The organism is Paremcibacter congregatus (assembly GCF_006385135.1).
GTDB classification, from domain to species: domain Bacteria; phylum Pseudomonadota; class Alphaproteobacteria; order Sphingomonadales; family Emcibacteraceae; genus Paremcibacter; species Paremcibacter congregatus.
The window spans coordinates 48,256-73,867 of sequence record NZ_CP041025.1 but is presented as its reverse complement, the minus strand read 5'-3'; the positions used below and the strand labels follow the sequence as shown (position 1 = coordinate 73,867).

General features: G+C 54.8%; 20 protein-coding genes and 1 pseudogene. 6 read left to right on the top strand and 15 right to left on the bottom strand.

Annotated features, from left to right (window positions below):
* Nucleotides 1-69: 69 nt before the first annotated feature.
* Nucleotides 70-2,490: a DNA translocase FtsK gene (locus tag FIV45_RS00325; RefSeq protein ID WP_204602267.1), complete on the top strand. Its 2,421-nt coding sequence runs from the start codon at nucleotides 70-72 to the stop codon at nucleotides 2,488-2,490.
* Nucleotides 2,491-2,583: 93 nt separating this feature from the next.
* A complete protein-coding gene (locus FIV45_RS00320) occupies nucleotides 2,584-3,321 on the top strand; it encodes a LolA family protein (protein ID WP_099473950.1) in 738 nt (245 codons plus the stop codon).
* A gap of 77 nt (nucleotides 3,322-3,398) precedes the next feature.
* Here the strand turns inward: FIV45_RS00320 and FIV45_RS00315 are convergent, their stop codons facing one another.
* The 12 genes from FIV45_RS00315 to ffh all read right to left on the bottom strand — a co-directional run bounded on the left by FIV45_RS00315 (nucleotide 3,399) and on the right by ffh (nucleotide 18,187).
* Nucleotides 3,399-5,195 carry a M2 family metallopeptidase gene (locus tag FIV45_RS00315; protein ID WP_204602269.1) on the bottom strand — a complete coding sequence of 599 codons (1,797 nt, stop codon included), beginning with the start codon at nucleotides 5,193-5,195 and terminating at the stop codon, nucleotides 3,399-3,401.
* Between the two features lie 176 nt (nucleotides 5,196-5,371).
* Nucleotides 5,372-7,615, bottom strand: a complete 2,244-nt coding sequence (locus FIV45_RS00310) for a TonB-dependent receptor (RefSeq protein ID WP_099473952.1) — start codon at nucleotides 7,613-7,615, stop codon at nucleotides 5,372-5,374.
* 281 nt (nucleotides 7,616-7,896) lie between these two features.
* Entirely contained in the window at nucleotides 7,897-9,711 is a 1,815-nt protein-coding gene (locus FIV45_RS00305) for a DUF885 domain-containing protein (RefSeq protein ID WP_099473953.1), read from the bottom strand.
* 176 nt (nucleotides 9,712-9,887) lie between these two features.
* Nucleotides 9,888-10,907: an aspartate-semialdehyde dehydrogenase gene (locus FIV45_RS00300; protein WP_099473955.1), complete on the bottom strand. Its 1,020-nt coding sequence runs from the start codon at nucleotides 10,905-10,907 to the stop codon at nucleotides 9,888-9,890.
* Nucleotides 10,908-10,978: 71 nt separating this feature from the next.
* Nucleotides 10,979-12,076, bottom strand: a complete 1,098-nt coding sequence (gene leuB, locus FIV45_RS00295) for a 3-isopropylmalate dehydrogenase (RefSeq protein WP_099473957.1) — start codon at nucleotides 12,074-12,076, stop codon at nucleotides 10,979-10,981.
* 20 nt (nucleotides 12,077-12,096) lie between these two features.
* Nucleotides 12,097-12,711, bottom strand: coding sequence for a 3-isopropylmalate dehydratase small subunit (leuD, locus tag FIV45_RS00290; RefSeq protein ID WP_099473959.1), 615 nt, complete (start codon nucleotides 12,709-12,711; stop codon nucleotides 12,097-12,099).
* 2 nt (nucleotides 12,712-12,713) lie between these two features.
* Nucleotides 12,714-14,132: a 3-isopropylmalate dehydratase large subunit gene (leuC, locus tag FIV45_RS00285; RefSeq protein ID WP_099473961.1), complete on the bottom strand. Its 1,419-nt coding sequence runs from the start codon at nucleotides 14,130-14,132 to the stop codon at nucleotides 12,714-12,716.
* Nucleotides 14,133-14,315: 183 nt separating this feature from the next.
* The gene (rplS, locus tag FIV45_RS00280; RefSeq protein WP_099473963.1) at nucleotides 14,316-14,732 is read right to left on the bottom strand and encodes a 50S ribosomal protein L19; all 417 of its coding nucleotides are present in this window, start codon (nucleotides 14,730-14,732) and stop codon (nucleotides 14,316-14,318) included.
* A 140-nt stretch (nucleotides 14,733-14,872) separates the two neighbouring features.
* Nucleotides 14,873-15,637, bottom strand: coding sequence for a tRNA (guanosine(37)-N1)-methyltransferase TrmD (gene trmD, locus FIV45_RS00275; protein ID WP_099473965.1), 765 nt, complete (start codon nucleotides 15,635-15,637; stop codon nucleotides 14,873-14,875).
* An 18-nt stretch (nucleotides 15,638-15,655) separates the two neighbouring features.
* Nucleotides 15,656-16,258, bottom strand: a complete 603-nt coding sequence (gene rimM / locus FIV45_RS00270) for a ribosome maturation factor RimM (protein ID WP_099473967.1) — start codon at nucleotides 16,256-16,258, stop codon at nucleotides 15,656-15,658.
* A gap of 32 nt (nucleotides 16,259-16,290) precedes the next feature.
* Nucleotides 16,291-16,716, bottom strand: coding sequence for a 30S ribosomal protein S16 (gene rpsP / locus FIV45_RS18930; RefSeq protein WP_099473969.1), 426 nt, complete (start codon nucleotides 16,714-16,716; stop codon nucleotides 16,291-16,293).
* A 109-nt stretch (nucleotides 16,717-16,825) separates the two neighbouring features.
* Nucleotides 16,826-18,187: a signal recognition particle protein gene (gene ffh, locus FIV45_RS00260; RefSeq protein WP_099474297.1), complete on the bottom strand. Its 1,362-nt coding sequence runs from the start codon at nucleotides 18,185-18,187 to the stop codon at nucleotides 16,826-16,828.
* 330 nt (nucleotides 18,188-18,517) lie between these two features.
* Here ffh and FIV45_RS00255 point away from each other — a divergent pair, with 330 nt between their 5' ends.
* On the top strand, nucleotides 18,518-19,264 hold the full coding sequence (locus tag FIV45_RS00255) for an outer membrane protein (protein ID WP_099473971.1): 747 nt from the start codon (nucleotides 18,518-18,520) through the stop codon (nucleotides 19,262-19,264).
* Between the two features lie 65 nt (nucleotides 19,265-19,329).
* On the opposite strand, the gene FIV45_RS00250 is transcribed toward FIV45_RS00255, so the two are convergent.
* Together FIV45_RS00250 and FIV45_RS00245 are read right to left on the bottom strand one after the other, a co-directional pair.
* Nucleotides 19,330-19,635, bottom strand: coding sequence for a DUF1330 domain-containing protein (locus tag FIV45_RS00250; RefSeq protein ID WP_099473973.1), 306 nt, complete (start codon nucleotides 19,633-19,635; stop codon nucleotides 19,330-19,332).
* Nucleotides 19,636-19,731: 96 nt separating this feature from the next.
* Nucleotides 19,732-19,953 carry a hypothetical protein gene (locus FIV45_RS00245; protein ID WP_133118590.1) on the bottom strand — a complete coding sequence of 74 codons (222 nt, stop codon included), beginning with the start codon at nucleotides 19,951-19,953 and terminating at the stop codon, nucleotides 19,732-19,734.
* Between FIV45_RS00245 and FIV45_RS00240 the strand changes: the two are divergent.
* Nucleotides 19,882-20,160, top strand: a pseudogene (locus tag FIV45_RS00240) (PKHD-type hydroxylase); the annotation flags it as partial. The gene FIV45_RS00245 and the pseudogene FIV45_RS00240 overlap by 72 nt on opposite strands.
* A gap of 6 nt (nucleotides 20,161-20,166) precedes the next feature.
* On the opposite strand, the gene FIV45_RS00235 reads toward FIV45_RS00240, so the two are convergent.
* A complete protein-coding gene (locus FIV45_RS00235) occupies nucleotides 20,167-20,895 on the bottom strand; it encodes a lysophospholipid acyltransferase family protein (RefSeq protein ID WP_099473975.1) in 729 nt (242 codons plus the stop codon).
* A 291-nt stretch (nucleotides 20,896-21,186) separates the two neighbouring features.
* On the opposite strand from FIV45_RS00235, the gene FIV45_RS00230 reads away from it, so the two are divergent.
* Together FIV45_RS00230 and FIV45_RS00225 are read left to right on the top strand one after the other, a co-directional pair.
* Nucleotides 21,187-22,428 carry an efflux RND transporter periplasmic adaptor subunit gene (locus tag FIV45_RS00230; protein ID WP_099473976.1) on the top strand — a complete coding sequence of 414 codons (1,242 nt, stop codon included), beginning with the start codon at nucleotides 21,187-21,189 and terminating at the stop codon, nucleotides 22,426-22,428.
* Nucleotides 22,429-22,430: 2 nt separating this feature from the next.
* Nucleotides 22,431-25,592 carry an efflux RND transporter permease subunit gene (locus FIV45_RS00225; RefSeq protein ID WP_099473978.1) on the top strand — a complete coding sequence of 1,054 codons (3,162 nt, stop codon included), beginning with the start codon at nucleotides 22,431-22,433 and terminating at the stop codon, nucleotides 25,590-25,592.
* The last annotated feature ends 20 nt before the right edge of the window (nucleotides 25,593-25,612 follow it).

The window sequence follows — 25,612 nt, the reverse complement described above, 5'->3', positions numbered from 1 at the left end:
TGCAGGATAAAAACAGGTATTTGATAAAGGGATATATCCCTCTGACAGGGATAAGGTAAAGGCGCAAGAGTGACCAACAGACGTAAAAAAATAGCCAACCCCAAGAAACGCACCATACTGCCGGAGGCGGTCTATCTGTTTATGATCAATGCCAGCACCCGTTTGTGGGGCATGCTGCTGATCACGCTGGGCATTCTCGGCTTTGTCGCCATGGCCGGTTATCATATCAATGACCCGAGCTGGCGCGTGCATGGTGTCGACGAGGTCCGGAACTGGCTCGGGCTGCCCGGCGCCAAACTGTCCGACTTCATGATCCAGTCCTTTGGCCTTGGCGCCGTCGTACTGGTATTTCCACTCCTGACCTGGGGTTGGCGCATCCTGAGCCTGAAAGGCCTGCCAATCATCTTGCGCAACCTGATGGTTTGGGTCGTTGCGATCCTGCTGGCCTCACTCTCCGCCGCCTTTCTGCCAATAGCCGATTTCTGGCCGGCACAAAATCTCAAAATGGGCGGTATTCTCGGCGACAAGATGTTCGATCTTCTGGTGGCCTTCCTGTCCCACACCGGTATCGGTTTCTATCCCGTTCTCTTCGGCGGTCTGTTTCTGGTGTTGTTCCTGATCACCATTCCGGCCTTTCTCGGACTGGACAAGGCGGAATGGCGCGCCATTGGCCGGGGAATTATCTGGTGTCTGGCGAAAATATGGTTCGGGATCAAAAGCGCTGGCCTGTTTATCAAACATAACCTGCGCCGCGCCCCAGAAGACGCCACCGGCGGCGTCGATGTGCGGCCAAAAAAACAAAAACCGGTACATAAAGAACCGGTGGTGCATAAAAACGAAGATATTGCCCCCCCCCCGAAAACCATACCGATTGTGGAAAGTAAACCCAAAGCCCCGCCAAAAAGCCGCCGGGAAGCCAAGGAACGCCAGCCCATGTTCGATCTGGGCGAAGGCGATGACTTCGTTCTTCCGCCCCTCAGCCTGCTCAGCAATGCCAAACCGCTGGCCGCCGAAGACAAGCTCAGCAATGACGCACTGGAACAAAATGCCCGCATGCTGGAATCCGTTCTGGATGATTTCGGCGTCAAGGGCGACATCGTCAAGGTGCGTCCCGGCCCCGTGGTCACGCTTTATGAACTGGAGCCGGCGCCGGGCACCAAATCGACCCGCGTGATCAATCTGGCTGACGACATCGCCCGGTCCATGTGCGCCGACAGCGCCCGTGTCGCCGTGGTCCCCGGCAAGAACGCCATCGGCATCGAACTGCCGAACCGCAAGCGGGAAATCGTTGTGCTGCGGGAACAATTCGCCTCCGCCGCCTATGAGGAAAGCAAGGCCAAACTGCCGATGTGCATGGGCAAGGACATTGGCGGCGCGCCCGTGGTCGCCGATCTCGCGGCCATGCCGCATCTTCTGGTCGCGGGAACCACCGGATCGGGTAAATCGGTGGCGATCAATGTGATGATCCTGTCCCTGCTCTATAAAATGACCCCGGCGGAATGCCGCCTGATCATGGTCGACCCCAAGATGCTGGAACTGTCGATCTATGATGACATTCCCCATCTGCTGACCCCGGTGGTGACCGATCCGGCGCGGGCGGTTGTGGCGCTCAAATGGGCGGTGCGGGAAATGGAACAACGCTACAAGGCGCTGGCCAAGGTTCAGGTGCGCAACATCAGCGCCTATAATGAACGCCTGGCGGACGCGCGCAGAAAAGGCGAACCGATCATTCACCGGGTACAGACCGGTTTTGATCAGGAAACCGGCGATCCGATTTATGAAGAAGAAGAAATTGACCTGACACCGCTGCCGATGATCGTGGTGATCGTCGACGAGATGGCCGACCTGATGCTGGTCGCCGGCAAGGATATCGAAGCCCTGATCCAGCGGCTGGCCCAGATGGCCCGCGCCGCCGGCATTCACCTGATCATGGCGACGCAACGGCCCTCGGTCGATGTCATCACCGGCACGATCAAGGCCAACTTCCCGACCCGGGTCAGCTTTCAAGTGACCTCTAAAATCGACAGCCGCACCATCCTTGGGGAACAGGGCGCGGAGCAGCTGCTCGGCATGGGCGACATGCTGTTTATGGCGGGTGGCGGACGCATCAAGCGCGTGCATGGCCCCTTTGTAAGCGATAACGAAGTTGAACGGGTGGTGACGGAACTGAAGAAACAGGGCAAACCGGATTATCTCGAAAATCTCACCGAAGAACCGGATGAAGGCTTTGACAGCAGTTTCCTGCAGAACAGCCAGATGTCCGGCGGCGGCGACAGCAACAGCGGCGATGACCTTTATGACAAGGCGGTGGCCATTGTCGCCCGCGACAAGAAAGCCTCGACCAGTTATGTTCAGCGGCAATTGTCGATCGGCTATAACCGGGCCGCCAACATCATTGAAAAGATGGAGCGGGAAGGCGTGGTCAGCCCCGCCAACCATGTGGGCAAACGCGAAGTCCTGGTGGGGGATCACAGTGAGGATTTCCATTAAACAGATATCGGGTCACGACCTGTCAAATTTATGCCCTCTTTGCGGGCTAACCTATAAAAGTGGGGTCAGGGTTATGACCGGGAAACATGTTTTATGAAGCACTATTTAATCAGCGGCGTTGCAGCTTGTCTCCTTGGCGCAGCCAGCCTGGGCGTCAGCCCTGCGGCAATGGCGCAGCAGACCACCGAACCGAACCTAACCGACACCCTCGCCGATCCCCGTAATCTGCCCGAGGCCCTGACCGCCGAAAAAGCCCCCAAGGACGCCCAAAGCAAAGCGGAAAAAGACGCCGAAACCTTGCAGCGGATTGAAAAAAGCCTCAACAGCATCAAATCCATGACCGCCGCCTTCGTCCAGCGCGCCCCCGACGGGACGGTTGCCGAAGGTACACTTTCCCTTGAACGGCCCGGCAAGCTGCGGTTTGATTTTGGCGACGATGCGCCGTTTCTGGTGGTCAGCAACGGCAACCTCCTGACCTTTATCGACTATGATGTCAAACAGGTCAGCCGCTGGCCGATCAAGAAAACACCGCTCGGCATTCTTGTCGATGATGAAATCAGGTTCGATGGCTCGGTCGAAGTGCCGGACATCGTATATTTCGCCGGACTGGTCAAGGTGCCGGTAATTGATCCGGAGCGTCAGGAATACGGCTATATTGTTCTGATCTTTGAAGAAAGCTCAATGGAGCTGCGGTCCTGGGAAGTGATTGATGCCCAAGGCTATACCACCCGGGTGGCGCTAATCAACCCGCAATATAATGTGAAAATTGACGAGAAGGCCTTCACTTACAAAGATCCGCGCCCGCCAAAACGCGGCCCGCGTCGCCATTAGAATTTTTGAGCATCTTTGCATAAGCCAGAAAAAAGGCAGGACCCGAGAGTCCTGCCTTTGTCATGTCTATCCTGTGACTACCAGCCGCAAGTCCGGCCTTTGTTCTGCGCATCGAGCCAGTCTTTCAGCGGTGCGAAATATTCCAGCACCGCGCCGCCGTCCATCTGACGTGTGCCCGTGAAGGCTTCCAGCGCGTCCGGCCAAGGCTTGCTCGCGCCCATTTCCAGCATGGCGTTCAGCTTCTTGCCGACATCCTCATTACCATAAATGGTGCAACGATGCAGCGGGCCATCGAACCCTGCTTCGGCGCAGGCGGCTTTATGGAACTGGAACTGCAGCACCCGAGCGAGAAAATAGCGCATATAAGGCGTGTTGCCGGGAATATGATATTTCGCACCGGGATCAAAATCATCGGCCGCCCGCTCCACCGGGGGCCGAATGCCCTGATATTTCTCGCGCAGGGCCCACCAGCCGTCATTATAGGTCTCGGGCGTCAATTCCCCATTAAACACTTGCCAGCGCCATTGATCGACCATCAAGCCAAAAGGCAGGAAGGCCACCTTATCCATCGCCCGGCGCATCAAAAGCCCAAGATCGCTCTCCGGTCCCGGCACCGTGTCGATCAGACCCAGCTGTTTGAGATAATCCGGGGTGATGCTGAGGGCAATGGCGTCACCGATCGCCTCATGGAAGCCGTCGTTAGCCCCGCCCTGATGCAATATGGACTGGTTCTTATAGGCCCGCTGATAGAAATTATGACCCAGCTCGTGATGCACCGTCTGGAAGTCGTCCGCATTGACCTTGGTGCACATCTTAATCCGGACATCGTCTTTATTGTCAATATTCCAAGCGCTGGCATGACATTGCACTTCCCGGTCCCGCGGCTTGGTGATCAGGGACCGCGTCCAGAAGGTATCCGGCAGGGGGTCCAGGCCGAGTGAGGTGAAAAACTGCTCGCCGGTTTTCACCATCTTGACGGCGTCATAGTCCTTGTCCTTAAGCGCCTTCGTGAGATCATAGCCGATATCGCTGCCTTCGGGCGCCACCACGTCATAAATGTTGCCCCATTCCTGAGCCCACATATTGCCCATCAGATGGGCCGGAATCGGTTGATCCAGTGGCACAACCTCGTCGCCATATTTATCATTGAGTTTGGCCCGCACATGGCAATGCAGGGAATCATACAGAGGCTTGACCTGACCCCACAGACGGTCGGCCTCTGCACGGAAATCATCGGCAGGCATATCATATCCGGCGCGCCACATATAGCCCACATCGCTATAGCCAAGCTCCTTTGCCCCCTTGTTGGCGATTTCCACCATACGGGCGTATTTATCCTTCATCGCCGGTGAAATCGTCCGCCAGCCGGTCCAGGCCTTGAGCAGTTCCTGCGGGTCACGCGAAGTGGCCATCACGTCACTCAGCTCGCCCAATGTGCGACCATCAGGCGCTTTGCCGGTGGCATACATGCTGTCGAGTTTGGCGGAAATTGTCGCCAGTTCCTTATTGTCCGCTTCATTACTCGGCGCCGGCAGAGTGATGCCGAGCTTCAGTATCTCCAGCTTGCGCCGCAGTTCCGCATCAAGCGTCAGGTCATTAAATTTCTTGGCGTCATTGGCATATTTCACCGCCAGAGCCGTCATCTCCGCCCCGACCTCGGCCGCCATGGCGTTAGTGTCCTCGGTCATGAAGTTGGCCTGCACCCAGAAAACCCGCGAGGCAAATTCGCTTTTCTCAGCATAGTCTTTTTCCACGGCCGCGACAAAGGCCTTGGCCTCTTCCGCGGTTGGCTCTCCCTTGATATTGACATCGACATTGGCGTCGCACCCCGCCAGCATCATGGCAATCACCAGCATACTTGTTTTTTTCATCATGATATTATCCTTATCCCCTTGTTGTAATTGGAACAGTCCGGAGCCTAACACAGGAAAGAAGACACAAAAAGCCCCTATAGATCCGATTGTATAAAATAAAAGGCGCGCCTGTAAAGCGCGCCTTTCAATCCTGTTTTACCGGTCATATGACCAGATTTGATTTCTGCTCATAAGCTTTAGAAATCACGCCTCACCTTGAGACCGAATGTTTGCGGCCGCATTGTGAAAATAGACTGGGCTGTGAAGTCATCATTGCCCCGGTTACTTTGTGCCCGTTTATTAAACAGGTTCTTGGCGTAAAGAGAGGCGCGCCAGCCATCAGTCGTAATACCAACGCTGGCGTTAAACATGGAATAATCCTCAATATTAAGGAAAAATTCGTCTGTGGTGCTCAGTGTAGAATTGCGTGATCCCATATAATTATAATCCAGTCGCGCAAAACCTTCCATATCGTCACTCATCGTCCACCCGTAATCCACAGCAAGATTCGCCATGAATCTAGGCACTCTCGGAATGCGATCCCCTTTGACACCGGGCGCTTCGAAATCACCATTCTCATCAATCTGATCTTCTGTCAGTCTGGCGTTCTGTATGGTCATCCCGCCAGAGATCAGAAGCCGATCAGTTGCCTGAGCATCAAACTCGACTTCAATCCCGTCCACCGCCGCTTTACCGGCATTGCCGATAAATGCGAATGCGCCGTCCGGGGTGGTTCCACCAACCTGCATATTGTCCCAGACCATTTTGAACAAGGCAACATTCAGTTTTATCCGATTGTCCATGAAATTGGTTTTCGCACCAATTTCATAGTTGGTTACGGAATCCGGACCAAATTGTGCCGGCACTTCGACAAACACCGACTGATTGGCGCCACCGAGACGGAAACCTTCCACAACGGTACCATACAACAGGACATCATCATTGACATGATAGGAGATATTACCCTTGAAGATAGTCCCTTTCTGCGATGCATCGCCATCAGGCGCCGGTCCGGCCGGGGCATTAACCAGCGCAAAACCAACATTAGTTTTCCCCGTATTGGTTTTATCGTAATCATACCAACGCATGCCACCAGTGATACTCAGATCTTCTGTTACATCATAGGTGACTTCTCCAAAGAGAGACAACTGATCTACTTTTTCCGTGGCTTCCCGGAAAAAAATATATTCAAACGGCTCCCGCGCCAACCCGTCGGGTGTCGCCGCCAGTACCTGACTCTTCAAATCAGATTCCCGGCTTTCGGTAAAGAGCCCTAACGTCCAGTACAAAGGTCCTTCACCTGTCGAATTAACACGCAATTCGTTGGTCCAGTTATTGACATTCTGGGGCTGCTTAACGGTTGCCGGCAACAACCCGTTGATATAGTCGCTATGAGCGGCCAGTTCGCCATCAGAACAGGCATGCTCGGCGCGCAGTCCGCAAATTCCGGCATTGTCAAATCCGGCAATAAACGGCGTCGTGTCAAAGTTAAATTCAACAAAACGCTCATAATAAGACGTTGAAGCAACCAGTTGAAAATCGTCGAATTCCCAGTCTACAGTCAGATTGTAAATCTCGGAATCATCAATTAGAAATTCCTGAGTAACCCGGTCTGTCTGCAGATCTCCAATGGAAGGAAAGAATTCCGGGCGCCCGCCACTGTCCGTGCGTTGCAGCATGACCTTGGCATCGATGGTCAGATTTTCAGCGGCCTGAAGCCTCAAAGCTACCCTGCCGCCCCAGGTTTTTTCATCATTTATATTTTCAGTGTTCAGGGGCACATTATCAATGAAGCCATCTTCATCACGATAGTAGCCCACAACACGCATACCGAGTTTACCTTCGACCAGTGGCGCGTTCGCCATGGCGTTCAGGCCCCATCCTTCACCACCTCCCGTTGTCGTGGATAAATCGCCTTCTGCAAAAACTTCGAACTCATCTACATTAGGCTTGTTGGTGATCACCCGCACGGTTCCCCCCACGGATCCGGAACCATAAAGTGTGCCTTGCGGACCTTTCAGTACCTCTACCCGGGCAATATCGATCAGTTTGAAGTCTGGTTGACGGGCCCCGCTATCCGCTTCCGCGCCGGGAGCACCGGTCACATAGGTCTCATCATAATAAAGGCCAACTTGGGCTTCACCAACCCCGTTAATACCCCGGATCACCAGCCGACGTTCACCCGGCCCCTGATCCACGATGCTCAACCCCGGAACAGTAGCGAAATAATCAACGATATCATCGGCGCCTATTCTTTCCAGCATATCTCCGCTAACGGCACTGATACTAAGGGGGGTGTCCTGAATATTGGTGGCGCGCTTCAACGCCGTCACAACGATTTCCTCCAAAGCCAAAGAACCCGAGGCTTCCTCCTGCGCCATACTGGGCGACACGCCCATTAACATAACGGGAAGTGTATATAAAATCTGGTGTAGTTTCATGGTGTTTCCTCTTTACTGAAATGAAAATATTGATTTTGACAGTTTTGATGTAGCTCCCGTAAAGCATGAAAATATGTTATTATGTTGTGTATTTTCCGTGCCTTACCAGTTGTTTATATATGAAATACCATATGTAAACAACTGCTTATCCAATATGTTGTTTTGTTTTGAGGTTTTTATCATATAAATATTCTCAAAGGCTCACAGGCAGAAAAAGACCCCGACATATCAGAATACCGGGGTCAATATTATATCCGGAATCTCTTAAAACCGGTATCCTGTCACTTGCCCGCGGCGTAATCTTCCACCTGTTTGGCGAGGATATCCAGCGGCAGAGCGCCGTTGGTCAACACCACATCATGGAATGTCCGGATGTCAAATTTCGCGCCCAGAGCTTTCTTGGCCTTGGCCCGAAGATCGACGATCTTCATCATGCCGACCTTGTAAGCCAGCGCCTGTCCTGGCCACACGATATAACGCTCAATCTCCGTCACCACATCGGACATGGCCATGCCGGTGTTCTTCGCCATATAATCAACGGCCTCATCCCGGGTCCAGCGTTTATGATGCATCCCTGTATCAACCACCAGACGCACCGCACGGAACAATTCCGCCTGCAGCCGCCCGATATCGTCATAGGGGTCATCCTGCAGCCCCATTTCCTTAGCCAGTTTCTCGGAATATAACGCCCAGCCCTCGACATAGGCGGTAAAGCCGCCAAATTTACGGAACATCGGAATATCCTTCAACTCCTGGGCAATGGCGATCTGGAAATGATGCCCCGGGACCGCCTCATGATAGGACAGGGTGCGCATGCCATATTTGGGCGTCGCCTTGATGTCATAGAGATTGGCCCAGAATGTGCCGGGGCGGGAGCCATCAAGAGCCGGGCCGGAATAATAGGCGCCCGGCGCGGTTTTCTCCGAGAATTTCGGAACACGTTGCACATCAACCCCCATTCTGGGCTTGACATTGAACGCCCCGGAAACCGTTTCATTCACCTCATCAATGATGGTTTGGTAATCTTTCAGGATTTGCGCCCGACCCGCGTCTGTATCCGGATAATAAAACCGCTCCTCCTCCGCCAGCTGCTGAATCAGGGGTTCAAAACCGGCGCTTGTATCATAACCTTCCCCTTTGAGGATCCCCAGGATTTCGCCCTGAATGCGATCGACTTCACGCAGGCCGATGTTATGAATTTCCTCCGCCGACATTTTGGTCGTGGTGTTGGACTGAATCTGCGCCGCATAATAGGCTTCTCCGTCCGGTAATTTCCATACGCCCGCCTCATTCGTGGCGATCTTTTCCAGATCTTTGAAATAGACGATCATGGTGTTGTACGCCGGATAAACCTCTGTTTCAATGGCCGACTGCGCCCGGGCGAGAAGGGCGGTTTTATCCGCCGCGGTCATCCCTTTAGCCCCGTCGAGTTTTTTGGCCAGAGTTTTATACAGGATATTTTCTGTCGCCGCCGTCGCCGTGAAGGCGGTATTATTGTCGATAACTTTGCGGATCAGGAATTTCGGCAGAATGATGCCTTTTTCCTGCTGCAGTTTCAGACGTTTCATGGAATTTTCGAATTGCGCCCCCACCGCATGCAGACGGGCGACATAATCCTCGGCGCTATTCTGGTCAGACACCTGATGATAGCCGTTCATAAACAGTGGATAGTCCGTCATCAACCCGTCCAGCTGGGTGATTTCATAGTCATGGTCGCGGAATTTATTGTTGCGGAAATCATTTTCCATCGTCCAGGTCATGATCTGTTTCGACAGACGTTCGCTGTCGCTCAACGCCGCCTCGTCATACGTTTTCAATACATCGTAATTATGTTTTTGCAGCGCGATCAACGCATCCGCATGGGCGCGGCTGTTGTCGTCGAGTTCGTCATGACGCCACGGCTTCCCCTGTTGCTCCATCAAACGGGTATACGTCAAGGATTCCGGTGAATCCATCACCGCTTCGATAAATACCGCCTCGAAGAAATCATTGATCTTGGCCGGGGCTTCATCAACGGCAAAAACCGATGTGCTGCTCAGCAAAAGCGCCGATATTCCAGCGACGGCTTTTTGTTTCAGATTAAATTGATAAGACATTCTACACCTCTTTTAAGTTAATGGGCCAGAGCCTAACAGGCCATCGCCCAGCCACCCGGCCCAATACGACGAAACGACAAAAAAAAGAGACGAATGAAAGCCATTCGTCTCCTTATAAAATTATCTTTTGTCTTGCCGCCTCAGAACAACAGGATCCTTTGGCGGCAAACCATGCCTTAACCTTTTTTCAGGTATCTGTTGCACAGGCTTTCCGCGATCTGCACCGCGTTCAGGGCTGCGCCTTTCAGCAGGTTGTCGGACACGCACCACAGATTAATGCCATTCTCCACCGTGACATCGCGGCGCATGCGGCTGATGTAAGTGGCGAATTCCCCGGCGCATTCCACCGGCGTGACATAACCGCCGTCTTCGCGCTTGTCGACCACCATCAGACCGGGGGCTTCCCGCAGAATTTCGTAAATGCGGGTTTCATCAATCGGCTTCTCGAATTCGATATTGATTGATTCAGAATGGCCAAGAAACACCGGCACACGCACACATGTTGCGGTAACCCGGATGTCCGGGTCAAGGATCTTGCCAGTCTCGGCAACCATTTTCCATTCTTCCTTGGTATCGCCACTGTCCATGAAGACGTCGATCTGCGGGATCACATTGAAGGCAATCTGTTTCGGATAGACAGTCGGTTCGATCGGATCATTGACAAAAATCGCCCGGGTCTGGCTCCAGAGCTCTTCCATCGCCGCCTTGCCACTGCCGGACACGGACTGGTATGTGGACACCACAACCCGTTTGATGGTCGCGTAATCATGCAACGGCTTCAACGCCACCATCATCTGCGCCGTGGAGCAGTTGGGGTTGGCGATGATGTTCTTCTTGGTGTAACCGGCAAGGGCGTCCGGATTGACTTCCGGCACGATCAACGGCACATCCGGGTCCATGCGGAAATGGGAACTATTGTCGATCACCACACAACCGGTGGCGCCGATCTTCTCGCCCCAGGCTTTTGAAATCGACCCGCCCGCAGACATCAACGCGATATCTGTTCCGGTGAAATCATAATCATCCAGACATTTTGTTTTCAGGGTTTTCTCACCATATGTGACTTCCTGACCCAGGGACCGGCGGGAGGCAAGCGCCACCACTTCCGATGCCGGGAACTGGCGTTCCGCCAGAATGTTCAGCATTTCCCGACCGACATTACCGGTGGCGCCGACAACGGCTATTTTATATGACATAGTGTACTCCTAATCTTTTATTTAAATAGAGTGTCTCTCGTACAGAGTGTCTCTTGTCTTTTCGCATTACGTTATGCGTTCAGCCGATCCAGCTGACGCAAAATACTGTCCCCCATGACCGAGGTGGATACCTTGGCCTTGCCCGGCTGCATAATATCGGCGGTGCGCAGACCCCCGGCGAGCACGCCTTGTACGGCATCCTCGATCAATTGCGCTTCCTCTGGACGTTCATAGGTATAGCGCAGCGCCATGGCGAGACTGAGGATCGTCGCGATCGGGTTGGCGATGCCTTGGCCCGCGATATCCGGCGCACTGCCATGCACCGGCTCATACAACGCCCCGCCCCCCTTGGCCCCCAGAGAAGCCGACGGCAACATGCCGAGCGAACCGGTCAACATGGCGGCCACATCGCTGAGCAGATCTCCGAACAGATTGTCCGTGACAATCACATCAAACTGTTTCGGCGCCCGCACCAATTGCATGGCGCAGCTGTCGGCCAGCATATGGTCGAGGGTAATATCCGGATAGGATTCCGCGACCTTAATGACTTCTTCCCGCCACAGCAGGCCGCTTTCCATCACATTCGCTTTTTCGGACGAGGTCACCCGTCCATCGCGCTTGCCCGCCAGATCGAACGCCACATGGGCGATACGATGAATTTCAGACGTGGTATAGACCTGGGTATTGATCCCGCGACGTTCCCCGTTTTCCAGAGTTTCAATGCCACGCGGTTCGCCAAAATAAACCCCGCCGGTCAGTTCGCGCACGATCATGATGTCGAGGCCACTGACCAGTTCCGGCTTCAGACTGGAGGCGTCCACCAGCGCTTCGAAACAAACCGCCGGCCGCAGATTGGCGAACAGGTCCAGCTCCTTGCGCAGGGTCAACAACCCCGCTTCCGGACGTTTGTCGTAATCCACCCCGTCCCATTTCGGTCCACCGACCGCACCGAGAAGCACCGCATCGACCTGCTTGGCCAATGCCAACGCCTCGTCGGACAAGGGCTTTCCATAGGCATCATAGGCGGCCCCGCCAACCATATCCTCATGCACCGTGATTTTCAGGCTGCGGTTTTCCGCCAGCCAGTCAATCACCCGCCGGGCTTCGATCATAATTTCAGGCCCGATCCCGTCGCCGGGCAACATCAATAAAGAAAGTTCTTTACGCATCTTTTTTCCTTAGTATTCCCTTAGTCGCTAAACAACCAAGGCTGACTCAATCGCTTTTCCGCTTCATAGTCAGAAATTGTGTCTTTTTTCTGCAAGGTCAGACCGATGTCATCCAGCCCGTTGAGCAGACAATGCCGCCGATAGGGGTCGATCTCGAACGAAACCTTGCCGCCGTCCGGGCCGGAAATTTCCAGATTTTCCAGATCGACAGTGATAATGGCGTTGGCCCCGCGGCTCGCATCATCAAGCAACAGGTCAATGGTGTCCTGCGGCAAGGTGATCGGCAAGATGCCGTTCTTGAAGCAGTTGCCATAAAAAATATCGGCAAAGCTCGGCGCAATCACACATTTGATGCCGAAATCCTTCAGGGCCCAGGGCGCATGCTCGCGGCTTGATCCGCAGCCGAAATTCTCGCCGGTAACCAGAATTTCCGCCTTGCGGTAGGCCGGCTGGTTGAGCACGAAATCTTCCCGCTCCGTGCCGTCATCCTGATAGCGAATATTGGAAAAGGCGTAAATGCCGAGCCCGGTGCGCTTGATGGTCTTCAGGTGTTTCTGCGGGATGATCATGTCGGTGTCGATATTGGCCATCGGCAGAGGTGCCGCCACGGCGGACAATTTGGTGAATTTATCCATGATCAAAGCTCCCTGACATCGGTCAGATAACCGGTTAAGGCCGCCGCCGCCGCCATGGCGGGGCTCATCAGGTGGGTACGGCCCTTCGGCCCCTGACGGCCTTCAAAATTACGGTTCGACGTGGAGGCGCAACGCTCATGGGGCTCCAGCTTGTCGGCATTCATCGCCAGACACATGGAACAGCCCGGCTCGCGCCAGTCAAAGCCCGCCTCGATCAGAATCTGGTCCAGGCCTTCTTCTTCCGCCTGCAGTTTCACCAGACCGGAGCCCGGCACCACCCAGGCGGCGACATCGGCGTGAACCTTGCGGCCTTTCACAACGTCGGCGACGGCGCGAATGTCTTCGATCCGGCCATTGGTGCAGGACCCAATAAACACCCGTTCGATGGGAATATCACTGAGTTTCGTGCCCGGCTCGAGCCCCATGTAATCCAGGGCCCGCTGCATGGCGATTTTGCGTTCCGGATCACGGACATCGGCCGGATTGGGGACAACCCCGGTGATCGGGAGAACATTTTCCGGACTGGTGCCCCAGGTGACCTGCGGCGTGATATCCTCGGCCCGGATAAAGACTTCCTTGTCATAGGTGGCGCCTGCATCACTGGTCAGCGTCTTCCAGTAGGACACGGCCTGTTCGAACGCGCCGCCCTTCGGCGATTTGGGCCGGCCCATGACATAATCAAAGGTCACCTGATCGGGGGCTATGAGCCCGGAACGGGCGCCGGCTTCGATTGACATGTTACACAGCGTCATGCGGCCTTCCATGCTAAGTCCCCGAATGGCGGAGCCGGTGAACTCAATCACATGGCCCGTGCCACCGGCAGTGCCAATTTCGCCAATCACGGCCAGCGCCACATCCTTGGCCGTGACGCCATTGCCGAGCACCCCGTCCACATCAATGCGCATGTTTTTCTGACGGCTGAGCACCAACGTTTGCGTCGCCATGACATGTTCGACTTCCGAGGTGCCGATGCCGAAGGCCAGCGCCCCGAAGGCCCCGTGGGTCGAGGTATGGCTGTCGCCGCAGACAATGGTCATGCCCGGCAGGGTAAAGCCCTGTTCCGGTCCGACGATATGGACGATGCCCTGACGCAGATCCATCATGGGGATATATTCCACGCCAAACTCGGCGCAGTTTTTTTCCAGCGTATCGAGCTGGATCTGTGAATCCTCGGCGTTTTTGGCGGTCGCCCGGTCGGCGGAGGTCGGTACGTTATGATCCGGCACCGCCAACATGGCCTTGGCGTTGGCGAGCGGCCGTCCGGCAATGCGCAGACCTTCAAAGGCCTGGGGGCTTGTCACTTCATGAATGATCTGGCGATCAATATAAATCAGGCAATTGCCGTCTTCCTGCTGTTCGACCACATGGGCGTCCCACAGCTTGTCATAGAGGGTCTTCTGGTGTTCAGTTTTATCAGTCATTATAGTCTCACGTCTGACCCGGCCATTTGTGGCGATGGCATGAGGTCGATAGTTGAAACAGATTTCCACAGTCTAGTTAAAGAGCAGATGTAAAAAAAGGGGCTCGTTTGATCCGAGCCCCTTGATTCTTTGCTTGGGCTCTCTTGCTTAAGGAGCCCGGATTTCTTAAATGTCTTTAAGCAATCAGGCTTCCTCTGAGGTGGTAATGGCCTCAGTTTTTTTAGGAGCTGCTTTTTTCATCCAGTCTTTACGTTCCGCAATACGGGCTTTCTTGCCGCGCAGAGGACGAAGATAGTAAAGTTTCGCACGCCGGACTTTACCGCGACGAATCACTTCGATGCTTTCTACATTCGGAGAGTAAAGCGGGAATACACGCTCCACACCTTCACCGTAGGAGATTTTACGCACCGTGAAGGATGAATTCAGGGCGCTGTTTGAACGGGCAATACATACCCCTTCATAGGCCTGGATACGTTCGCGGGTGCCTTCGATAACTTTCACGTTCACACGCAGAGTGTCACCGGCTGCAAATTCAGGAATAACCTTGCCGTCAGTCAGCTTGGCAATCTGCTCTTGCTCAAATTTTTCAATAATATTCATAACGCTCTCTCTTTATCAGCTGCCCCGCTTATATAGCAAGGGCCGTCAAATTCCAACATCAAATTTCATCACCGGCTTTTGACAGAATTTCCGGTCAAAAAAACCCGTCATCCACCGTCTCAATTACGTCTCGCAGCACGTCATTCCTGATCGCGCAGATATTTTTCCCAAAGATCCGGCCGTCTCTCCTCAGTCAGTTTTTTTGACTGTTCAAGGCGCCAATCCTTGATCTTGCCATGGTGCCCCGATTGCAGCACGTCCGGTATCTCACGCCCTTCCCAAACCTTGGGTCGGGTATAGTGGGGATACTCAAGCAACCCCGATTCAAAACTTTCTTCGTCCAGGGTTTCCGGTTGCCCGATCACCCCGGGAAGCGTCCGGACAACCGCATCCATCAATGCCATCGCCGCCACTTCTCCGCCGGAAAGAATAAAATCACCGAGGCTGACCTCCATGACATTACGTCCTTCCAAAACCCGCTCATCGACACCCTCAAACCGGCCGCAAATCAGCGTTATGCCCTTCTTGGCGGCAAATTCCCGAATCAGCGCCTGATCCAGTCGTTTGCCCCGCGGCGACAGATAGACCACGGGAAAATCCGCAAGCTCTCCGCCCCCTGACGGTGCGTCCTGATCCAGCGTCTGGCGCCGGGCCACCACATCATCTATGGCCGCGCCCAGTACATCCGCCCGCATCACCATGCCCGGACCTCCGCCCGCCGGCGTATCGTCCACATTGCGATGCTTGTCCGTGGCATAATCCCGGATCTGCACCACATCCATGGTCCAAATCCCTTTCTCCAGAGCCTTCCCCGCCAGGGAAACCCCCAGGGGACCGGGGAACATTTCCGGAAACAAGGTCAAGATCTGGGCCTGCCACAGGGGCGTGCTCACTTGTGCCATCATCCGGTCTCCTTTAAGGTCCTATGCCTCATCCGATGCCTGATCGTCGCCAAAGGCCTTGCGATCAATCACCAGATAACCGTCTTTAATATTCACTTCCGGAACGAATTCGTCCCGGAAAGGATACATCTGTGTGCCGGACGCCGGGTTATTGTCCCGGTCATCCAGCGCGACCTCAATCAGGTCGCCGGCCCCGAAGTTATAAATCGACTGAACCACCCCGAAAGGCGTTCCTGTCTGATCCCGGGCGATGAGGCCTTCCATGTCTTCGTAATAGAAACTGGCGTCATCTTCGATTTCCGGCAGACTATCCCGCGCCACATAAAGCTTCACACCCTTCAGGTTTTCCGCTTCCGTCCGATCGGTCAGGCCCGCCAGTTGCACGGCGTAGCCTACCTTGATCTTATGCATCAGCTTGCAGTCAACCTGCTCACCTGTGCTGTTGACATCGGGGAACAGCGTCACCGGCCCTCGGGCCAGTATCGCCTCCAGATCTTCGGAAAACACCTTCAGGCGAACCGCGCCCTTGACCCCGACAGCCCCGACGATCACGCCGACTGAAATCCACTCGGGACCAATCTCCGGCTCTTCACGTCGGGAATGTACATATTGTGGTCGAGACATCTGCGGTTCTTCCTTGCGGTGTCGGCCCAGCCTTAGGCTTCTGCAGTTTCTTCTGCAGGCGCTTCTTCAGCAGGGGCTTCCTTGGCGGCAGCAGCGGCTTCGGCGGCGGCTTCAAGGGCAGCTTCAGCTTTGGCTTTACGCTCTTCAATCCGCTCCAGAGCTTTCGCGCCGGCTTTACCTTTATTCGGGTTATTGCGGGCTTCGCGCTTCAGGATACCGGCGGCGTCCAGGAAACGGGCAACGCGGTCTGTCGGCTGAGCGCCTTCGGCCAACCAATGTTTGATCCGCTCAACGTCAAGCTTCACACGATCTTCATGGTCTTTTGGCAGCAACGGGTTATGCGTACCCACTTTTTCAATGTAACGGCCATCACGTGGGGAGCGGGCATCAGCCACAACAACACGGTAATAAGGACGCTTTTTCGCACCACCACGAGACAATCTAATTTTAACAGCCATTGCGGCTTATCCTTTCAGTTAGTTAAACAGTATTTACTTTAGTCATTCTTTAGTCTGGCCTCAGCCCTGACGGGCTTCGGTATTATTTCGGAAGCAGGCCTTCCATTCTTTATTTCGGAAGCAAGCCTTCCATTCCGGGCGGCAGCTGTCCGGGCATCCCCATGCCGCGACCGCCTTTGCCCATTTTCTTCATCATTGTCGCCATCTGCTTTTGCATCTTGATCAGCTTGTTCAAGTCCTGAACCGACACACCGGACCCGGCGGCGATTCGCTTCTTGCGCGACGCATTGAGTAATTTCGGATTACTGCGTTCCTGCGGCGTCATGCTGTTGATCATTGCTTCCTGACGTTTCAGCAGGTTGTCATTAATATTGGCGCTGGCCATCTGCTTCTGGGCCTTGCCAAGCCCTGGCAACATCCCAAGAATGCTGGACATGCCGCCAAGCTTTTTCATCTGACGAAGCTGAGACCGCAGATCTTCGAAATCGAACTGGCCTTTCTTCATCTTCTTGATCATCACCTCGGCTTCTTCAGCCTCGATGGTTTCAGCGGCTTTTTCCACCAGGGACACCACATCGCCCATGCCGAGAATCCGGGACGCGACACGCTCCGGATGGAATTCTTCCATATCCTCCAGCTTTTCACCGACCCCGACCAGCTTGATCGGTTGACCGGTAACCGCCCGCATGCTGAGCGCCGCCCCGCCACGGCCATCGCCGTCCATACGGGTCAGAACCACACCGGTGATGCCGATCTGGTCACTGAACTGCTGCGCCACATTGACCGCATCCTGACCGGTCAGGCTGTCGACCACCAGAAGCGTCTCGTGGGGATTGACCGCATTACGCACCCCGACCACTTCGCCCATCAGGGACTGGTCAATATGCAGGCGGCCCGCTGTATCGAGCATCACAACGTCAAAGCCCTGCAGTTTCGCCGCCGTCATCGCCCGTTTGGCGATATCCACCGGCATCTGGCCATCGATGATCGGCAGGGTCGCGACCCCGATCTGCTCACCGAGGATCTTCAACTGTTCCATGGCCGCCGGACGATAAACGTCCAGGGAAGCCATCATGACTTTCTTGTTTTCTTTTTCCGTCAGACGTTTCGCGATTTTCGCCGCAGAGGTGGTTTTACCAGACCCCTGCAGGCCGACCATCAGAATCGGTACGGGGGCCGCGGCGGCAAGACTGATGCTGACGGTTTCGCTGCCGAGCATTTCCACCAGATGATCATTGACAATCTTGACCACCATCTGGCCGGGAGACACCGACTTCATGACTTCCTGTCCGACAGCCCGTTTGGTGACACTGGCGATAAAATCTTTGACAACCGGCAAGGCCACGTCGGCCTCGAGCAGCGCCACACGCACTTCGCGCATGGCCTCGTTGACATGGCTCTCTTTCAGAGCGCCCTGCCGTTTCAGCTTGTCAAATATACCGCCCAGTTTGTCACTTAAACTGTCAAACATATAATTCTCTTTTTTGTTTTGTTTCCGGTTCCGCCCTGCGGTCCCCTGAAACACGCTCAAGGCTGTCCTGGTTTTTGGCCATCACAACCTTCAACAAAATTACATAACACAAAGACACCAGTGGGCGAACCTTCGCTGACTGATGTGTATCCTCGGACACGATAAGAAACTTATCTTCGTGGAATGGCCGGAAAATATGAGGAAATCAGGTCAGAGTCAAGTTCTTGTTTCCTGTCGGGCAAAAAAATGTAATATGGACACAAATCTGACACAGCAGAGCCGGATAAACAGACCGGACAAGACTAAAAATAAAAAGGGAATAAGGACACAATGTCTCACAAACTTAAAATCGCCTTGCTTGGCGCCACAATGCTCGGGTTCGCCTCAACTTCTGCGCAGGCCGGCCTAGACGGCAATCCGTTCGAAGGGCTTTATCTTGGCTTCAACGCCAATTATTCCAAGGTCAAATCCAAAAACTCCTACGAAGACCTGGAACCCGGCGTGGATGAACTCGATAACAATTTTTTCACCGGTATTGGAAACGGCGCTAAAAACACCGGATATGGCGGCAGCCTGTATGGCGGCATCGGCACCAACTTCTGGGGCCCCATGTATGTCAGCATTGAAGGCGCCCTTGGCCTTGCCGGCGGCAGCAGCACCGCCACCGTCAACACCGTCACCCCCGCTTTCGAAACCCCCGATCCGGACGGAGGAGAACCCACCGTCACCCCCGCCGCCTATGGCACAGATACTCTGAAGCTGAAAGCCGGATTTGCATTTGATATTAACGCCCGCCTTGGCTTTACCGTATCTGACCGGGTTCTGGTCTATGGCCTCGGTGGCTATACGTCCACCAAATTCAAAGCCAGTGTCAGCGGGCAGGACTTCTCGTCTTCCGCCGGCGGATATCGTTATGGCGCCGGGTTTGAAGTCGGCATTATGGAAGATATCGCGCTCCGGATAGAATATGTCCGCACCGCCCATTCTGACATCAACTGGCGCACCAATGCCGACAGCCTGACGTTCGACCCCAGCACCGAAGCCCTGCGCATCGGGCTGATTCTCCATATGGATTGAGTATAAATTGACAGCAGTTTCTTGAAGGCCCGTCTTAACCCCATAAGCCGGGCCTTTTCTTAATCTTATATCGCAATTTCATATTGTGAAATGATTGTGGTTTCTCCTACTGACGGTGCGAAGAATTCCTGCTTGGCCTGTAGATAGCCTTCATCGGCGAAAAACGCGTCCATACTGGCTTTGCTGTCACAATAGATCGCGAAAACCCGGTTGATGGGACGCCCTTCAGCGTTCTTTAACACCTCTGACACCCGGAAATCATAACGAAACCCGCCGCCGTAGCGCTGCAGGATCGGCATCATCGCCGCGCGATACTGACTGTAGAGGTCATCATCGGTCACCTCGAGCCCCACCATCATTTCATACTTCATCTTGCTCACCTCGCCTTGTAAATTGAAAAGTCCCAACGGGTTTCAACACATATAGGGAAAACATGTGCGCATTTACAGATGACAATATGATTTTCCTCATAGACTATAGGCCATCAGGCTCGGTAAAGTCACAATCACGCCCGTAATGATGGCCCCACTGAACAGCAGCATCGCGGCAATACGGGTGCCATGTAATTTGGTCCACAGCAGCATACCGGTGAGGCACAACATGATCAGCGCCCCGGCGATACTGTCAGCGAACAGCGCGTCAAACTCGCCGCCGGTGATATGGTGATTTATCCTGCCACCAGCCTGCATCGGGTCGAACCGATCACCCGGGGCAGCCGGTGGGCGAGCTTCTTCTGGACCCAGTCGATGGTCAAGGACGACGGCCAGCGCGGCCTGCTCTATGATTTTGATCGTAATATTTTGAAAGCGCGCCAAACCCTTGGCGAGGATCACGAGATCGTCCTCTCCCTAACCGCCACCTACCACAATCTTCTGCGGCAATGGGCGGAATTGTGAGCAAGATCACACCTCTTTCCCCTCGACCCCCATCAGTTCCTCACTGTGGAGGACGACCTTTTGCCGCACCTCCTCCATGAATTCCGCTTTGGGCAGGTCAAATTCGAGAGCCGGATGATACTGCATCACAATCGTGCCGGGTTTATTAAACGGGCTGCCTTTCAACCAATGCACCCCGGTGTTGGTCGAGGCGCAAATCACCGGCAGATTGGTGTCCTTCTGGAGATAATAAACCCCGGTCTTCAGCCGCCGGCGCTCCCCCACCGGAATGCGGGTGCCTTCAACAAACAACAACAAAGGGATTTTCTTTTCCTGCAAGGTCGCCGCGATCTCTGGCGTTTTGACCTGGGCCGTGCCCTTGCCCCGATCAATCGGCACCACCCCCATCTTGTTAAGTACATGGCGCACACCCGGAATTCGAAACAGCTCAATTTTCGCCAGCGCCGTCAAATTCGGCATACGACGATAGGCAATCAACGCTTCCAGATTGCTCATATGTTTACAACATAGAATGAAACCCTGATCCTTGGGCAGGTTTTCAATCCCGCGTTCTTCAACTTTGATCCCGCTGATTTTATCCAGCATGAAAAACACAATGTGGAACCAGATCATAATCGCCTTGCGCATCGGTGCCGGGGACTTGAAAAACGACAATGGCGTCAGAACAAGAAGAATCCACAGCGGCGCCAAAATCCAAAAAAAGGCGTTAAACAAAAAACTGCGTAAATAATTCATACAAATACCCTAAAACCCCCGGTTAACGATCCCCGTGACACGGTATAATGCTCCGGCGCCACCTTTCATATTATTTACTCAAATGCAGTTTGTCAAAATGTTGAAGACACACGGCTTTTTGCCTTTTGTCCGAGTGCGGCAAGCCCCCGCACATCCCCCGACCAAAAGAATAATTGCAACAGCGATGTTGACAGTGTAAATATTAATGATATGTTGTCACCGTAAACATAGTTTGTGATTCCTTTTGCAAAACCACACAACACCGCGACCCGAGAAGCCATAGAGAAAATCATGACCCAGACCCCGGACCCCCGTGACGCCACCGCCAATCCCACCGATAAAACCGGCGCTGCCCGCGCCAGACCCGCCAGAATGAAAATCATCATTGGCGGTGTTCTGTTGCTGACCATTGCCGGGGCCGTGCTTTACACCAGATCATCGGCGCAGGCCAATCTCGATGAAGAACAGACCAGACTGGCCCGGGCTCTCATGGTGGAAACCAGCCAAATCAAGGCGCAGGATCACTATCAAATTCACCAGAAATACAGCGGGCGTATTGTCGCCGGCCGGGAAAGCGACCACGGATTTGACAAAGGCGGTTTGCTGGCGGAAGTCCTGGTTGACGAAGGCCAGCGGGTCAAGAAAGGCGACAGTCTCGCCCGGCTGGACATGCGACGGCTGGAGGCCCGGCTCGGAGAACTGGACGCAGAACTGAGCCAAAGCATCGCCCTGGATCATCAGGCCGGGGCGCAACTGGATCGCGCCCAGGCGACCTATGACCGATATAAGGTCCTGCGACAACAGAGCCATATTTCAGCCGAGAAATTTGATCAGGTCAAATTCGATCTGGCGGGCCGGAAGGCTCAGAAAACCGCTGCCGAATCCGCCATTCTTCGTACCAAGGCCGCCCTGAAAAGCCTGCGGGTTGACCAGGCTCTCGCGACCCTTACCGCCCGCTTTGACGGTAGCGTTGTACGACGTTATCAGGATGAGGGTACCGCCCTCGGGGCCGGCGCCCCGGTCATTCGTCTGATTGAAGATGAAAAACTGGAAATTCATCTCGGCCTGCCCGAAGCGGCCGTGGCCAAACTCAGCCCCGGCGACATCCATGTTTTTCAACAAAACGGTACCCGCCTCACCGCGCGTTTGCGCGCCACCCATGCCCGCCTGGACCCGGCAACCCGCACCGTGACCGCTCTCTTTGATATCCTGGAAACCAGCGCCCCGGTGCATGCCGGCAGTCTGGCGCAACTCACCCTCGCCCATGAGGTTCCCGCCAACGGCTTCTGGCTGCCCAGTGATGCTCTGGCCGAAAGCCGGCGCGGCCTGTGGAGCGTTTATACTGTCACCCCGGCAAAAGGCAATCATGGCGCCACCCATGGCACCGTGGCCCGACAGGAGCTACAACTGCTCTATACAGATTCGGAACGGGTCTTTGTCCGCGGCACCCTGCAGGACGGTGACCGCATCGTCACCGGCGGCCTGCATCGCCTGGTGCCCGGCCAAATGGTCAAATTGGCGAAAGGGCAATAACCATGTGGCAAAATCTGTTTTTCCGCAATCGCCGCCTGACCACCCTGGTCATCGGCCTTATTCTCGTCGCCGGTTTTTCCGCGATCAGCACCCTGCCACGACAGGAAGACCCTACCTTCCTCCACCGCTTTGATGCCGCCAACACCCGCTTCCCCGGCGCCAGCGCCGAACGGGTCGAAGCCCTGGTCACCGAGAAAATTGAAGCCGCTCTTAGTGAAATCGAAGAAATCAAGCAACTGATAAGCACGTCCCGCACCGGCTTCTCGACTGTCGCCATTCAGTTGGAAGACGAGGTTCCCGCCGCCAATATTCCCAACGTCTGGTCCCAGATTCGCGACAAACTGAAAGACGCCCAGCGCGACCTGCCGGCCGGGGCGGAAACCCCCTATATCATAGACCGCAAAAGCGCTGTCTTTACCTTCATGGTCGGGGTCACCTGGGATATGCCGGACGGCGCATCCGAAGCGCCGCAACTTGATATTCTCGGGCGTTTCGCCCGCGATCTGGAACGGCATCTTTCTCCGCTTCCCGGTACGGATGAAACCGATATCTTTGGTGAACTGGATGAAGAATATCTGGTGACGGTCGATCCCGATGCGCTGGCGTCCGTCGGCTTGACAGCCGAAGCCGTATCCCGCGCCATCGCCGAGGCAGACTCCAAAATTCCGGCGGGCCAATTGCGGGGCAGCCGCCACGATCTGGTGCTGGAAGTCAGTGGTGAACTGAAATCCGAAGAAGACATCCGTAACATTCCCCTGACCCAAACCGCAGACGGAAACTTTCTGCGGGTCGGGGATGTGGCGACTGTCAAGAAGTCCTATCAAGATCCGGTCTATAGCACCGCGCTGCTCAACGGCAAACAGGGCATCATTGTCGGGGCAAAAATCGGCAGCGGCATTCGCGTCGACAAATGGGTGGACCGTCTGCGGGCCGAAACGGAAAAATATGCTGAGACCCTGCCCGAGGGCGTCAAAATGGACGTTATCTTTAGCCAGGATGTCTATGCCACCAAACGATTGTCGGGTCTGATGGGGAATATTTTCCTCGGCGCGAGCATCATCATCCTGGTAATGATTTTCATGATGGGCTGGCGTTCGGCCATATTGGTCGCCACCGCCTTGCCCCTGACCGTTCTGATGGTCATGACAGCATTCCAGATCATGGATATCCCGCTGCACCAGATGTCGATTACCGGCCTGATCATTGCGCTGGGACTGTTAATAGACAATGCCATTGTCGCCATTGATGAATATCGCAAATCCCGTAGCGCCGGCAAGGAAATTGGCGAAGCCATCACCACCATGGTCCGGCATCTGTTCATTCCCCTGCTGGCTTCGACGGTAACCACCTCGCTGACCTTTATGCCAATTGTGCTCTCGCCCGGCCCGACAGGCGAATTTATCGGCTCGCTCGGGGTGGCGGTGATCCTGTCCCTCTTCTCCAGTCTGTTCCTCGCCATGACCATCATTCCGGCTCTGGCCGGGTATTTCGACCGCGGAGAATTGCTGAACGACAACCGCAGTATCCTGCAAAACGGCTATCAGAATATCGCCCTGCGCGAAAAATTCCGCGCCAGCCTACGTTGGTGTCTCGCCCACCCGTGGAAAGCCACCGGCCTGTCCGTCACCCTGCCCATTCTCGGCTTCCTGCTCAGCACCACTCTGGTGCAGCAATTCTTCCCGCCTGTGGACCGGGATCAGTTCCAACTGCAACTGCAATTGCCCCGCCAGACGAGTCTCGAAGAAACCACCCGCCAGGTTAATATCGCCCGTGACGTGATGGCGAGATATCCCGAAATCACCCAGGATTACTGGGTGATTGCCGAGGCAGCGCCGGCGGTTTTCTACAACACGTTTCTGAACCAGACCGGGCAGAACAGTTTCGCCGGCGGTTTCGTCAATGTCACATCAGACGAAGCAACCCTGAATATCCTGCCTCGCCTACAACAGGACCTGATGGACGCCCTGCCTGATGCGATCATTCTGGCTCTGCCTTTTGAACAGGGGCCTCCGTTTGAAGCCCCGATCGAAGTTTTCATCTATGGGCAGGACCTGAGCATTCTGGCGGAAAAGGGCGAGGAAATTCGCCGGATACTTGGTGAAACCAAGAATGTCACCTATACTCAGGCAAAAATATCCCGCAATCAGCCAAAGCTGAACTTTGTCCCGGATGAAGACGCCGCCCGCGCCGCCGGCTTTGACCTCAACCAGATCGCGCGACAGCTCAACAGCACTCTCGAAGGGCATGTGGGCGGCAGCGTACTGGAAGGGAGCGAAAATTTGCCTGTCCGGGTGCGGGTTGGCGGAGAGAACCGTTCCGACATCGAAAATATCTTTCAGAATTCCCTGGTGTCACCGAACGGCAGCCTGCTGCCCAGCGGTCAGCAGATGGGCGGCGTGCCGCTCAGCAGTCTCGGGACCTTAGAACTGGTGCCCACCTACAGCATCATCAGTCGCCGGGATAATCAACGGCTCAACATCCTTCAGGCTCATATCGCCCCCTACAGTCTGCCGAGTACGGCACTGGCGGATTTTCAACAACGGCTGGCCCAGGCAAATGTGGAACTCCCCGCCGGCTATCGCATCGAATTTGGGGGCGAGGCCGAAAAACGGTCTGAATCCCAAGGCAAGTTATTCTCAACTGTCCTGCCCCTTCTGGTGATCATGATGGGTATTCTGGTGTTGGCGTTCAACAGCTTTACGTCAGCCCTGATCATCGGGGGGGTAGCTTTTTTCAGTATGGGACTGGCTTTCCTCGCCATCTGGCTCTTTGGCTTCCCCATGGGCTTCACCGGCATCATGGGCACCATGGGGCTGATCGGGCTGGCCATCAACGACAGTATCGTTGTGCTGGCGGCTTTGCGGGCCAATGAACAGGCCCGGCTCGCCGACCCGGAAGCCATCGTCACTGTCGTGATCAACAGCAGCCGTCATATTGTTTCCACCACCCTGACGACGCTGGGTGGATTTGCGCCGCTCATTCTGTTTGGTGGCGTGATGTGGCCGCCGCTGGCCACCGCCATTGCCGGCGGCATGGTCGGGGCCACGATTCTGGCATTGATTTTCGTGCCGTCCCTCTATTACATCCGGGTCCGGCGCCGGGCGCGGAAACTGTCAATACGCAATCAGGCATCCGCAGCCCGGCCTCAGGTCAAGGCTGCCTGATCAAAACAGGCAAGGTGTGA

Bases quoted from the DNA above. Each gene is read 5' to 3' on its own strand.
- FIV45_RS00320 (WP_099473950.1), top strand. From the start codon at position 2,584: ATGAAGCACTATTTAATCAGCGGCGTTGCAGCTTGTCTCCTTGGCGCA.
- FIV45_RS00315 (WP_204602269.1), bottom strand. From the start codon at position 5,195: ATGATGAAAAAAACAAGTATGCTGGTGATTGCCATGATGCTGGCGGGG.
- FIV45_RS00310 (WP_099473952.1), bottom strand. From the start codon at position 7,615: ATGAAACTACACCAGATTTTATATACACTTCCCGTTATGTTAATGGGC.
- FIV45_RS00305 (WP_099473953.1), bottom strand. From the start codon at position 9,711: ATGTCTTATCAATTTAATCTGAAACAAAAAGCCGTCGCTGGAATATCG.
- FIV45_RS00300 (WP_099473955.1), bottom strand. From the start codon at position 10,907: ATGTCATATAAAATAGCCGTTGTCGGCGCCACCGGTAATGTCGGTCGG.
- leuB (WP_099473957.1), bottom strand. From the start codon at position 12,076: ATGCGTAAAGAACTTTCTTTATTGATGTTGCCCGGCGACGGGATCGGG.
- leuD (WP_099473959.1), bottom strand. From the start codon at position 12,711: ATGGATAAATTCACCAAATTGTCCGCCGTGGCGGCACCTCTGCCGATG.
- leuC (WP_099473961.1), bottom strand. From the start codon at position 14,132: ATGACTGATAAAACTGAACACCAGAAGACCCTCTATGACAAGCTGTGG.
- rplS (WP_099473963.1), bottom strand. From the start codon at position 14,732: ATGAATATTATTGAAAAATTTGAGCAAGAGCAGATTGCCAAGCTGACT.
- trmD (WP_099473965.1), bottom strand. From the start codon at position 15,637: ATGATGGCACAAGTGAGCACGCCCCTGTGGCAGGCCCAGATCTTGACC.
- rimM (WP_099473967.1), bottom strand. From the start codon at position 16,258: ATGTCTCGACCACAATATGTACATTCCCGACGTGAAGAGCCGGAGATT.
- rpsP (WP_099473969.1), bottom strand. From the start codon at position 16,716: ATGGCTGTTAAAATTAGATTGTCTCGTGGTGGTGCGAAAAAGCGTCCT.
- ffh (WP_099474297.1), bottom strand. From the start codon at position 18,187: ATGTTTGACAGTTTAAGTGACAAACTGGGCGGTATATTTGACAAGCTG.
- FIV45_RS00255 (WP_099473971.1), top strand. From the start codon at position 18,518: ATGTCTCACAAACTTAAAATCGCCTTGCTTGGCGCCACAATGCTCGGG.
- FIV45_RS00250 (WP_099473973.1), bottom strand. From the start codon at position 19,635: ATGAAGTATGAAATGATGGTGGGGCTCGAGGTGACCGATGATGACCTC.
- FIV45_RS00245 (WP_133118590.1), bottom strand. From the start codon at position 19,953: ATGCAGGCTGGTGGCAGGATAAATCACCATATCACCGGCGGCGAGTTT.
- FIV45_RS00235 (WP_099473975.1), bottom strand. From the start codon at position 20,895: ATGAATTATTTACGCAGTTTTTTGTTTAACGCCTTTTTTTGGATTTTG.
- FIV45_RS00230 (WP_099473976.1), top strand. From the start codon at position 21,187: ATGACCCAGACCCCGGACCCCCGTGACGCCACCGCCAATCCCACCGAT.
- FIV45_RS00225 (WP_099473978.1), top strand. From the start codon at position 22,431: ATGTGGCAAAATCTGTTTTTCCGCAATCGCCGCCTGACCACCCTGGTC.